Consider the following 10,833-nt stretch of genomic DNA (forward strand, 5'->3'; position numbering starts at 1 on the left):
TGCGGCGTCACCGGTGGTGGAGAGAGGACGATTGGGGCTTGCGCGCGACGACCAGCCGCGTGCCACCGACCGGGTAGTTCAGGCCCAGGCGGATGCCCGTGCATTCCAGGTCGAGCATTCGTTCAAACGCGTAGTTGAGCACGGGATGCAGCTCGAGTTCGGCACGGGGATTGGCGGCGATGTCATCGCGCTTGCGCCCGAGGCGCGACAGCAGCATCGCGGGTAGCAGCGTAGTCACGAACGAGGTGCTGCGTACCACCTCAAAGCCGGCGGCGCGGATTTTTTCGCCGATCTCCCGCCCGCCGTAGCGCCGCTGGTGATGGGCGTACTCGTCGGCCGCGCTCCACAACCAGGCATGCTGCGGCACGGTTAGCAACAGCACGCCGCCGGGCTGCAGCGTACGGTGGATTTCGCCCAGCACCGCTTCGTCTTCGGCGATGTGCTCGAGCACATCGAAGGCGCCGACGACCTCGAAGGCCTCGGCGAACGGGATATGCCGGGCGTCCATCTGCATCAGATCGACCCCAGGCAAGCGTTGTGCGGCGAAGGCGAGCCCGGCGGTGAATATCTCGCTGCCCGCCAGACGCGCCTGGGGAAAATGCGCCGCGATGCCGGCGAGTACGAAGCCGGTACCGCAGCCGATTTCCAGCAGCGAGGAAAAGCCCGGCGCATAGCGGCCCAGCGCCCAGAGAATCAGCCGGTTACGTGCGCGGAACCAGAAGTTGGCGGCCTCGCGGTGCGCCAATTCGGCGAAACAGTCCACCTCGAAGCCACCACCCGCGTGGGCGAGATCGGGCGCATAGGCGTCGAAGCCATCGACGATGGCGGGCGCTGCTCTACAGGCGGGGCAGTCGCGCCGGGGCATCGGGTAGGCGCTACCGCAGGCGAGGCACTGTTTCATGATCGAGCCTCCGTGGTGGCGTGGCGGAAAACGAAGCACTTGAAGGCGACGAACAGAAAGCCCGCCACCACGAATACCGCCACAGCCTGCACCCATTGGTGGGGGTAGCCCAACCGGTCAGCGAACACTGCGAGCAGAGCAAGGTTCAACGCGTAGCCCATAGTATGGGCGAGAGCATAGCGAAGTCCGGAGTCGAATAGACTGCCCCGGTAGGAGAAGGTCAGCTTGCGGTTACCTAGAAAGCCGGCCAGCGCGCCCAACGGATAGAGCAAGCTGACCGTCAGCTTGGGTGCCACGCCAAGCCAGGTGAGCAGAAGGTACAGCATATAGCCACCGGCGTTGAACGCCACACCGAGAACAGCAAAGCGCAACAGTTGCCCCCAAGTCCGGCCAGCCTGGCGGAACCTGGCTCCATCAACCATCACGTAACATCGCGAGGCCGAACCCCGTTCGGCCATAGGAGTTGCCGTTGTACAGCATGTAGCGCACGCCAGCATGGTCGAAGACGAAGGGATATTCGATCATTTGCGCATCCCATCCTCGCACTGACACATCAATACCCGCCGTTTCCAGGGAAAGCCGCCAATGTCGCCCATCCGGACTCGTGGCATGGCCGATACGGTAGGCCTGCCCCTTGCCACCACGATATGAAAACCACATTTCATAGCCACCCTCGGCATTGCGCATGACGCTTGGCCTGGAAAACGCTTGTGCACGACCCTCTTCGTAGGGTACGGCGAGACCCTCACGCTGCCAGCGATGCCCGTCTTCGGAGGTCGCCTGGCGGATCACATGCAGCATTTCGCCATTACCGGCATCCCAGGCCACCGTCGAGCCGTACCACATACGGTAGCGGCCATCCGGATCCTGCTCAACCCAGGGGTAGGAGAGGCTGATCGGATCGTTCGCATCGACGCCGAGCAAGGGACAATCGCCATCCAGAGCCAGGCTCAGATCCGCCCCGAGCGTAAGGCGCCCGATATCGCCGCGCCAATGGCTGCCCTCAGGCGCCTGCCAGGCCATGAACAGCATATAACGGGTGTCACCGACCGTGTAGCAGTTGCCGATGCTGACACCGTCGGCATAGAAACTGCCGACGGGACCGTGCTCGAAAAAAGGCTGGTGATGGTCCGTAACGATCGCACGCCGAACGATGTCGATATCCACCGCACCGACGGAGGAACGGTTGTACGCATCGCGGCCACTGTAGAACACACGATAGACATCGCCGTCGAGCTGGACAGCGAGAGGATTGGCCGCATGGGTCAACAGCTTCGGATGTCTTCCCGTACTGGCCGGCAGGTAGAGCTGCCCGAGTTTCTGCCAGCTTTCGCTCATATTCTTCTCAGCCTGGTGCTGGGCACTTTCGCACGCTCGGTTGCCGTTCCGAGGTACACCCCATCGGGCGCGGCATCGGCCAGCAACAGCGCGCCAGCGCCGATCACGCAGCGCTCGCCGATCCTGATATGGTCGCGCAGGGTCGCATTCACGCCGATGAAGCACTGCTCACCGAGTTCCACCCCGCCCGATATGACCGCGTGCGAAGCGATGAAGCAGTGACTGCCGATCCTGCTGTGGTGACCGATATGATTACCGCTCCAAAGCGTGACATTGTCACCGATACTGACAAAGGGCTGGAGGGTATTGTCTTCGAGAATGAAGCAGTTTTCCCCAATGCAACCGCCGTTTAGTACCGAAGCCTGTGAACTGACGAAGCTGGCGAGCCGGTAACCCTGGGCTTTTGCCGCCAAGTATTTGGCCTTGCGCAATGCATTGAGCTGCGCGTAGCTCAACGCGACGAAAAAGTCATAGGCCGCGGGAGGATAATGCTCGGTCACAGTCTCGAAAGCCACCACAGGCAATCCGCAAAACTTCGTGTCCTTGAGATGGCTGGCATCGACGGTAAAGGCGGCGACTTCGTACTCGGAGTCGCTACTGAAGTAATAGTGTGCCAGTTGCCCGATATCGCCGGCACCGAAGATCACGAGAGGCTTTTTCATGAGTCTTTCCTGACCAGAATGGTGAACTCGTACAGCCCGTAATCATGAAGCAGGGCGACATTTCTGGCGTAGCGGCGCTTGCACAGGTCGAACAGTTCGCAGGGGTCCGCATAATAGAGATCGCTACGCATCTTGTCGGCATCCGAATAGCTGGTCAGGCAATTGAAGGCGAAACCCTGACGGCTCGTTTCATGCAGTACGTCCAGCGTGGTCTGCAGGTAGTTCTGCCACTCCGTATTCGTGCGGTCTAGGCGTACGTTGAAGATGCCGCTGGCGATACCGTAATCCGCCGGTGCATCGGGTCGCGCCGCGAAGATGAAACGCCCTTCGGCCCTGCCCTGGTGACGAGCACAGGCCGCTTGGATCATTTCCTCGGAAACATCGACCCCAAGATAGGACACCCTCGTGTACCGGCCAGAGAGGAAGTCGAGCAAAGCACCATAACCGCAACCGAGATCGTTCAGTGAAAAGCCGTCTGCCCCCTCATTGACGATCCTGCAGAGCTGCTCAAAACGCAGGTGCTGCCCTGCCTCACTGCTCCAGTCGACACCCCGGGCCGTTTCACCGTACGCGGCGAGTTTCGTCGCATAATAGCCAGCCACCTCGACCAGCAGTTCACTCCTGTCGTTTTGCATGGACCTGCCTCACGATGGTGTAGGGGCGCTGCTTGGTTTCCGAGAAAATCTTCGACAGGTAGATACCGACCACACCGATGAAGGAAATCACCATACCACCGAGCAGCCAGATCGACGCCATGACCGAAGTCCAGCCGCTCAGAGGCCTGGCGAAAAACGCCCAGTGAGCAACGAGATAGGCAATGTAGAGCAATGCCAGCATCGAGATGGAAACGCCAATATAGAAAATACCAACCAGTGGCGCATTGCTGAATGCAGTGACCGAATTGACCAGCAGAGACAGTTTGCGGCCAAGCGTATAGGTCGTTTCGCTCGTGCTGTGCTTGCACACCAGTTGTGGCCGCTGGTCGAAACCCGTGATATGCCATAGCCCCGCCATGAACACTTCTCTTTCCCGGTGTAGCAGCAGAGCATCGACATAGCGACGTGTCATCAGTCGAGCGGTAACAACGTTTTCCGGAAGGGACAGGCCGGTCAGCAGCCTGAAGAAACGGTAGAACCAGCGACCGCTCCACTGTTCAAATCTGCCGCCCTTGCGTTTAGCCTGAACGCCATAGACAACATCACAGGCCTCATGCTGCATCTGCTGCGCAAAGCCCTGCAAATACTCGGGCTCTTCCTCGAGGTCACTGTCGATCAGGAAGATGAGATCACCCTGGCTATGTTCCAGTCCTGCCATCATGGCCTTGTGATGACCAAAATTCCTGGAAAGATCCACCACTACGAGGTGCGCATCCTGCTCAGTCAATTGCACGGCCAATGCCAGGCTGTCGTCAGGCGAGGCATCATTGACCAGCACAATTTCGTAATCCTCACCGGCCAGTTCTCTGGCGACGGCAGTAGAGCGCTGGTAGAACTCTCTAATGTAGGGCGCTGAACAATAGAGCGTTGCGACAATGGAAAGCTTCATCAGCCAACGTACCTCATGAAACGCGGCGCTGACCGACCGCAGTTGAACAGTAGATCAAACACCGAGACACCGTGGCTGAAATCATTCCAGAGCTGCGGGTAGGACGGATAGCCGCCGTAGTCGAACCAGGTGAGGCGTATACCCCGATCCGTGAAGAGCTGTTCTTCGAGGTAACCCTTTGCAGCGGGACCGGAGATATATTCGTCAGCACCAGCCTGGACGCACAAATCGACCAGGCGCTCGGTCTTGCCTTCGCCCAGCCTGTAGTCCCACGAATTGCTGATGCGGGTTGTAATACCCAGATAGCGACAGACAGCCTCGATCAACCGACGGTTGAGCACGGACAAGTGGCTGAAGGACTCTTCCAGATAGATCGGTGCCAGCCATTCGGCGATTTCGGCGAAATGAGGTGCGCGGCGATAGTTCTGCTCAAGGGTCTTCCAGTGGGCGGCAGCCCAATCCCCGCCTTCGAGCTCAGTATCGCGAATCTTCTGGTGATAGCGCCCCTTGACCCGCACAGGCACAGTCAGCCACTGCACCCCTTGTGGGGTCTTGATGAGATTTCGATTACGCCAGTCGCGGCGGGTGTACTGCATATCGTCGAAAAGAATGAATTCATCGACGGCGGCGATCAGATCGAAATACCCCTTCCACGGAATGTAGTTGGACTGGACGATAGCGACGGTTTTCAACATGCATCCTTATGAGCCGGTATTACGATTATCGAGGACAAGGGAAGGTTTCCAACGCTGGCGGCGCTATTTGACTGATGATGGCGAGATGACTGAAACCTCCGGCCTTGCAGCCTTCTGCCAGGAAGAACATATCGGTAGTAACCCGGGTTCCCTCTTGAGAATAGGCGGAAAAGCCATAACTCGGCCTGGCATCCGGGGCTGCATTGACCAACTGGATGCCAGTCACAGCATAAAATAGCAGACCACTGGCCCAGGGCTGACCGCCGAACCGCACCGTTGCCGTGTCGAACACGGTCTGTGGAATGAAGACGGCCATCTGCCTCGTGGCGACGCCCGCGTCATCCGCAGCCCTTTCGAGCAGATGCTTGAGTGCCGATAGCGGGCGTGCCCCAGAAAACACATCTATCGCCTTGAGCTTTGTCTCCCTCGGACTGAGAACGGAAAGCTGCAGTTCTTCGGGGAGCTTCTTGTTCAGGTTCAAGAATGGACGATGCAGCGCATAGTCCACCTTCGCACGAAGGCTATCCGGGCCGGCCTTGAAGACATTGAAGCTGGCTTGTGGATAAGACTTCATAAGCAGTGTCAGACCAATGACGGCTGAGCAGACTAGAGTACGGCGTGCAGCCTCACCAATGCCATCGGAAACAATCTCTTCCTGTATGGAGCGCTTGAACTGAAGGACCAGAGCATAAGAGAACAGCAACATGACACTACTGAGTCCATACTGAAAGTACCAGATATCACTGATAGTGTAGGCGGCGCTTATAGAGCTGATAATATAAAGACACAGAATCGCCAGCATGCCCGAGAACACAAAACCCGCAGATGAACGAACTGGCTTGCTGATCCAGATGACGAACAGCACGGTACTGCATGCTAGGATTGCAGGCATCAATGACGGATAGGTTCTGCCTGCCCTCTCGATATCGGCGGCGACAAGATAATCATATAACCCCGAGAAGCTCAGTTCAGGCAAAACAAATGTACTCTGTAAATCGTTCAACCGGGAAAAGAACAGGACGCCATACGAGTAAAAAAAGAGCAATAACATCACCCCGAACAAATAGGTCGACCACCGCTCGTATTGCCTGACTAGAATAAATGCCCCAACAAAGGCAGCCAGCATGAAACCACTCGATATTTTCGCCAATGAAATTGCAATGATGATGGCGAAGAAGGCGGCAAACTGATAGTTACTGAGCGGCGCCGACTGCGACAGGCGGTCATGGATATAAGGAGCCGCCATGACGAGGATGATACTTGCCATCCAGAGCCCATGGGAGCCGATTGCATGCCAGGTACCAAGAATGCACGGTATCAGCAGAATGACCGAAAGCAGATAGGTACAGATACCGTGTCGACGGGTAAACACGGCAGTCGTCAGCAAAACCGCCGATAAAAAGAAAAACACCTTGAAGTGGAACAACAACCCGTAACTATCATATGCATCGAGCCGGGTAACGAAGAGGATCAACGCATCGGCATAGTGACTCAGAACATGGTATCCCGTGAGTGGATGACCATGTTGTGCCGTGCTCGGATAACCGAAATTCAGGATGCTCTGAATCAGCGACACATGGAAAGCCGTGTCCTGGTGCCAGCCGAGACCAAGCTCGGTCTCAAGCAAAGGAAACACGCTCACATATGAAGAGGAAAAGGCAAAGGCACTACTACCAAGAGTAGTCGAATACACTATTATCAGGACACTGACAAGGCACGCGACCACGCTCTCCCTCCAGCTTATCCTTATGGAAAACGGCCGCATCGAGAACAAGGATGGTCGAAGAAAGATAAAGAATGCTCCCGCCAGGAGCACGATGAAGACGAGAGAAAGAGAGAGTACCTGCAACACGCTGAACTGCAGAAACACAAGAACAGCATACGCCAGCATGTAGATATAAAAAACACCAAGAGAGAGCAGCGTCACTGAAAAGCTGGAGACGGCATCCCGCTGCAAACCAGATACACGCACCGCAGGTGTCGAATCAGTCTCGCCAAGTATTGCATGTTGAGCTTCCTTCCCCACGAACACCCCCAATGATAAAGAAACTTTCGACCCCAGCACTGACGCAAGAAGGCTTTCCCCTGACCTCGCAACCGCAGCGACACCCGAGTGACGAAGCTCTTTATCCTCCTGACGGACAGCCAACAGGATCGCCACAGGTAGCCAGAACAGAGTCCAGTAAACATTGGGGCGGGTGAATATCCGCTCTACATCCGTCAACATCGCGACCAGCGCGAACACCAGTACAGGGAAAGCAAGCCGCACCCAGGGGTGCTCACGCAGGCGCCAGGCTTTCAGGCAGAGCATCGACAGCCCCCAGAGCAGCAATAGCAAGGCGACCAGGCCGCTGTCATAGACCTGCTGCAAGTAGAGACTATGGGCATGGGTTATGGTCAGAATGCTGTTTGGCAACGGAAAGCTGAAAGTAGTCCCGAGCCCCTGCCCATATAGCCAATGTCCGGACATCATCTCGAACACATGCTCCCAGATAATGCTGCGCCCGGACAACTGTCGAGACTGAAGCTCGAAAAGAACACTCTCCCGGAAAAGCAGTGCAATCAACGCCAGCGTCCCCCCCCCGACCCCGAGCAGGCACCAGCCGAGCCGCGAACGCTGCATAAGGATCGAAGCCAGTACCGCACAAAACAGGGAAACCCAGGCGCCACGGGAATAACTCAGCAACACGTAAACCGTCAGTACGGTAAAGACCAGCAACCAGAAAGCCACCTGTCGCAACGACGCCTTGCGCTCTACGGCCATACCAAAAGCCCAGGCCGCCACCGAACCATGGAAAATCCCGGCCACCACCGGGTGCTGGTAGTCGGCAAAGCCACCCCAGCCCAGTGTATAGATGCGATAAGCCCGATAACCAAGTGGCCTGTCCAACCATAAAAACTGATACAGCAAGGTAGCCAGTGATCCCAGTGCCACGACCGATACCGAGAGCAACACCACCCGGCGCAACAGGCTCGGGCTATAGTCATACAACAGGCCAATGGCCAGCAGGAACAGAGCGATATACAAGCCTCGCTTGACCTGGGAGGATACGGGAACCTCGGGCTCCGTTGCCCACAGGGCACTCAACGCCATCCAGGCCAACATCAGCAGCCAGGGCCAGTACTCCAGGCAGGGCAGGCGGAGCCGCCGAACAGCCATACACCAGCCTAGGTAGATCAGGGCCGGCAGCAGCAGCCAGAGATAGACCTGGGTGTTACGCGCACTGCCCGAGCCCAGCCAGACGTCACCACTTACCAGGATAAAAAGCCCCAGTCCCAAGGCCCTGGCCAGTACAGCCTGCCAACCGATATGTTCACAGAACCACTGATAACGCTTGTGCAAAACTGTCTCCGACATAAAAACCCTGAGCTCACGCATCAGTAGGCGGTCTTGCCCAGAAATCCCTTGAAGATGGTCCAGAAGATGATCTTTAGGTCCAGCCACAACGACCAGTTGTCGATATACCAGAGATCACACTCGACACGTTTCTGCATCTTCTCCAAGGTATCCGTCTCACCACGGTAGCCATTGACCTGGGCCCAGCCGGTGATACCCGGCTTGACCTTGTGTCGCTGCATATAGGACTCGACCAGGTCCTTGTAGTACTCGTTGTGCGCCAAGGCATGGGGACGCGGACCGACGATGGACATGCGCCCCTGCAGCACATTGAAGAACTGCGGCAGTTCATCCAGGCTGGTGCGCCGCAGGAATGCACCGATACGTGTAACCCGGGGATCATTGCGGATCGCCTGGGTCACAGAACCGCTCTTCTCCTGATGCACGACCATGGAGCGGAACTTATAGACCTTGAACTTTCGGCCATTGATGCCCGTGCGGTATTGCTTGAACACCACCGGCCCCGGCGAGGACAATTTAATCGCCAGCGCGATGAACAGGCACAAAGGCAGAATCAGCAGCGTGATCAGACCACCGATAAGAATATCTTGGCGGTTGCAGTAGCTGAGTGCAACACGGTTATTGAATTGAAGTGGGCGCATCGTGCCGCATAGCCATGGCCTTTTGCATCACCTCACTCATCATTTCGATCGGACATTTGAAGTCGAAGCGTTTACGGGGGCGCATATTCAGTTGCAAGGCAATAGCATCCAACTGTTCTTGGCTGTGTCCCGACAAGTCCATCCCCTTGGGAAGGTACTGGCGGATCAGGCCGTTGATGTTTTCGTTGCTGCCGCGCTGCCAGGGGCTGTGCGGGTCGCAGAAGTAAATCGCCACCCCGGTCTGTTGGGTGATTTCAGCATGCCGTGCCATTTCTCGGCCCTGGTCGTAGGTCATGCTCTTGCGCATCGCCAGCGGCATGCCGTTGAGCGCTGCACTGAAGCCCTCCATCGCCGAGGTCGCCGTCGCGTCGTTCATCTTCACCAGCATCAGGTAGCCACTGGTGCGCTCCACCAACGTGCCTACAGACGAGGCGTTGGCCTTACCCTTGATCAAATCGCCTTCCCAATGCCCCGGCATCAGCCGGTCTTCGATCTCCGGCGGCCGCACATGAATGCTGACCATCTCGGGGATCTGGCCGCGCCGATCCACGCCGCCCGAGCGCGGTCTGCGCGTCGTCTTGCTTTGGCGCAGGCAGATGATCAGTTCCTTACGCAACTCGCCGACCGGCAAGGCATAGATCGCGTTATAGATCGTCTCGCGACAGACGTAGGCATCTCTGAGGCTGGGAATGTTCATGCTGCGCAGCTTGCCGGCAATCTGCTCGGGAGACAAACGCTCACGCAGCATATGGGCCACCAACTCGAAGCGCTCGCTACCCGGCAACAGCTTTCGCATCGGTCGACAAACCTGACGGCGGGCCTGCATCTGTTGCTGGGCCACACGGGTCGAATAGCCGCCGCAGGCATCTCGATTGCGGCGCAGCTCCCGGCTGATGGTCGAAGGGGATCGGGTGATCAAGCAGGCAATCCTACGCAGGCTGAAGCCTTGGGCATGACCGATTTGAATGGTGGCGCGCTCTTCAACGCTGAGTTCGGAATAAAACATAGGGGCAGCACCGTACCGGAAAGGTCAGGTGTTGCACTCAGTTTTTGCCGCCGCCCTTCCATCCGCTTGATAACCCGCGGCGGGCCATCCATCGGGCTACAGCTCAAATCCAGTGAGTAGAGCCCCGCAATATTGCTGACCCTGTGATTGAGCAGCGGCAGATCCCCCCACTCGGGGAAAAAACGTACAGCGACGGTACGGTGCCGCAATGCATACATGATGGAGCGCACCCCTCCTCCTTCGCTCAGTGGCAGGCACAACCACACCTCATGCACGCCATGCCGGTCTGCATCTTTCACCAAAGTATCCAACCATTGCTCCGAACGATCATGGACCAGGCTGCTGGCAATGCGAAAACCGTCCTCATGCAAGGAACGCTTGCGGTAGTACTCGGCGGTGGAACTGCCCTCCGCACATACCAGCAACACCGACTTGAGGTTGCGCCCGGCCGAACGCACCTGGCGCAACCAGGCAAACACAAAGAAACGCATCGCAATGAACCGCCCCGGGTATCGCGGAGGCTCCCCCTTTTGAGAAACTGGAGCCACTATGCCAAAGCCACCGAAGTTTTCCCCTGAAGTCCGCGAGCGTGCCGTGCGAATGGTCTACGAAGTCCGGGAGTCGCACGACTCCCAGTGGGCAGCCATCGAGGCGGTGTCCAGCAAGATTGGTTGCACCGCTCAGACC

General features: G+C 57.5%; 10 protein-coding genes and 2 pseudogenes. 1 reads left to right on the forward strand and 11 read right to left on the reverse strand.

Translation table 11 applies throughout. The annotated features are described in order from the left end of the window. Positions 1-7: 7 nt before the first annotated feature. The 11 genes and pseudogenes from DNJ95_RS12660 to DNJ95_RS12710 form a co-directional block, all read right to left on the reverse strand. Complete coding sequence (locus DNJ95_RS12660; RefSeq protein ID WP_131185094.1) at positions 8-901, reverse strand: class I SAM-dependent methyltransferase; 894 nt, start codon at positions 899-901, stop codon at positions 8-10. Beyond that, positions 898-1,323 carry a GtrA family protein gene (locus DNJ95_RS12665; protein WP_131185095.1) on the reverse strand — a complete coding sequence of 142 codons (426 nt, stop codon included), beginning with the start codon at positions 1,321-1,323 and terminating at the stop codon, positions 898-900. Before DNJ95_RS12665 ends, DNJ95_RS12660 begins: the two co-directional genes overlap by 4 nt. Further along, positions 1,316-2,239: a glycoside hydrolase family protein gene (locus tag DNJ95_RS12670; protein WP_131185096.1), complete on the reverse strand. Its 924-nt coding sequence runs from the start codon at positions 2,237-2,239 to the stop codon at positions 1,316-1,318. Before DNJ95_RS12670 ends, DNJ95_RS12665 begins: the two co-directional genes overlap by 8 nt. Continuing rightward, positions 2,236-2,886: an acetyltransferase gene (locus DNJ95_RS12675; protein WP_242671973.1), complete on the reverse strand. Its 651-nt coding sequence runs from the start codon at positions 2,884-2,886 to the stop codon at positions 2,236-2,238. Before DNJ95_RS12675 ends, DNJ95_RS12670 begins: the two co-directional genes overlap by 4 nt. Before the next feature lie 11 nt (positions 2,887-2,897). Next, the gene (locus DNJ95_RS12680; protein ID WP_131185098.1) at positions 2,898-3,536 is read right to left on the reverse strand and encodes a class I SAM-dependent methyltransferase; all 639 of its coding nucleotides are present in this window, start codon (positions 3,534-3,536) and stop codon (positions 2,898-2,900) included. Next, positions 3,517-4,446, reverse strand: coding sequence for a glycosyltransferase family 2 protein (locus DNJ95_RS12685; RefSeq protein ID WP_131185099.1), 930 nt, complete (start codon positions 4,444-4,446; stop codon positions 3,517-3,519). The genes DNJ95_RS12680 and DNJ95_RS12685 overlap by 20 nt, the downstream gene beginning before the upstream one ends. Then, a complete protein-coding gene (locus tag DNJ95_RS12690; protein ID WP_242671974.1) occupies positions 4,446-5,141 on the reverse strand; it encodes a WbqC family protein in 696 nt (231 codons plus the stop codon). The genes DNJ95_RS12685 and DNJ95_RS12690 overlap by 1 nt, the downstream gene beginning before the upstream one ends. Positions 5,142-5,166: 25 nt before the next feature. After that, on the reverse strand, positions 5,167-8,520 hold the full coding sequence (locus tag DNJ95_RS12695) for an O-antigen ligase family protein (RefSeq protein ID WP_131185101.1): 3,354 nt from the start codon (positions 8,518-8,520) through the stop codon (positions 5,167-5,169). Continuing rightward, positions 8,520-9,089, reverse strand: a pseudogene (locus DNJ95_RS12700) (exopolysaccharide biosynthesis polyprenyl glycosylphosphotransferase); the annotation flags it as partial. The pseudogene DNJ95_RS12700 and the gene DNJ95_RS12695, both read right to left, overlap by 1 nt. Positions 9,090-9,117: 28 nt before the next feature. Beyond that, on the reverse strand, positions 9,118-10,146 hold the full coding sequence (locus DNJ95_RS12705; protein ID WP_131185102.1) for an IS30 family transposase: 1,029 nt from the start codon (positions 10,144-10,146) through the stop codon (positions 9,118-9,120). After that, a complete protein-coding gene (locus tag DNJ95_RS12710; protein ID WP_131185103.1) occupies positions 10,056-10,637 on the reverse strand; it encodes a nucleoside-diphosphate sugar epimerase/dehydratase in 582 nt (193 codons plus the stop codon). Before DNJ95_RS12710 ends, DNJ95_RS12705 begins: the two co-directional genes overlap by 91 nt. 58 nt (positions 10,638-10,695) lie before the next feature. Here DNJ95_RS12710 and DNJ95_RS19515 point away from each other — a divergent pair. After that, positions 10,696-10,833: pseudogene (locus tag DNJ95_RS19515) on the forward strand (IS3 family transposase); the annotation flags it as partial.

The sequence above is a fragment of the Stutzerimonas kirkiae genome (genome assembly GCF_004327335.1).
GTDB classification, from domain to species: Bacteria; Pseudomonadota; Gammaproteobacteria; order Pseudomonadales; family Pseudomonadaceae; genus Stutzerimonas; species Stutzerimonas kirkiae.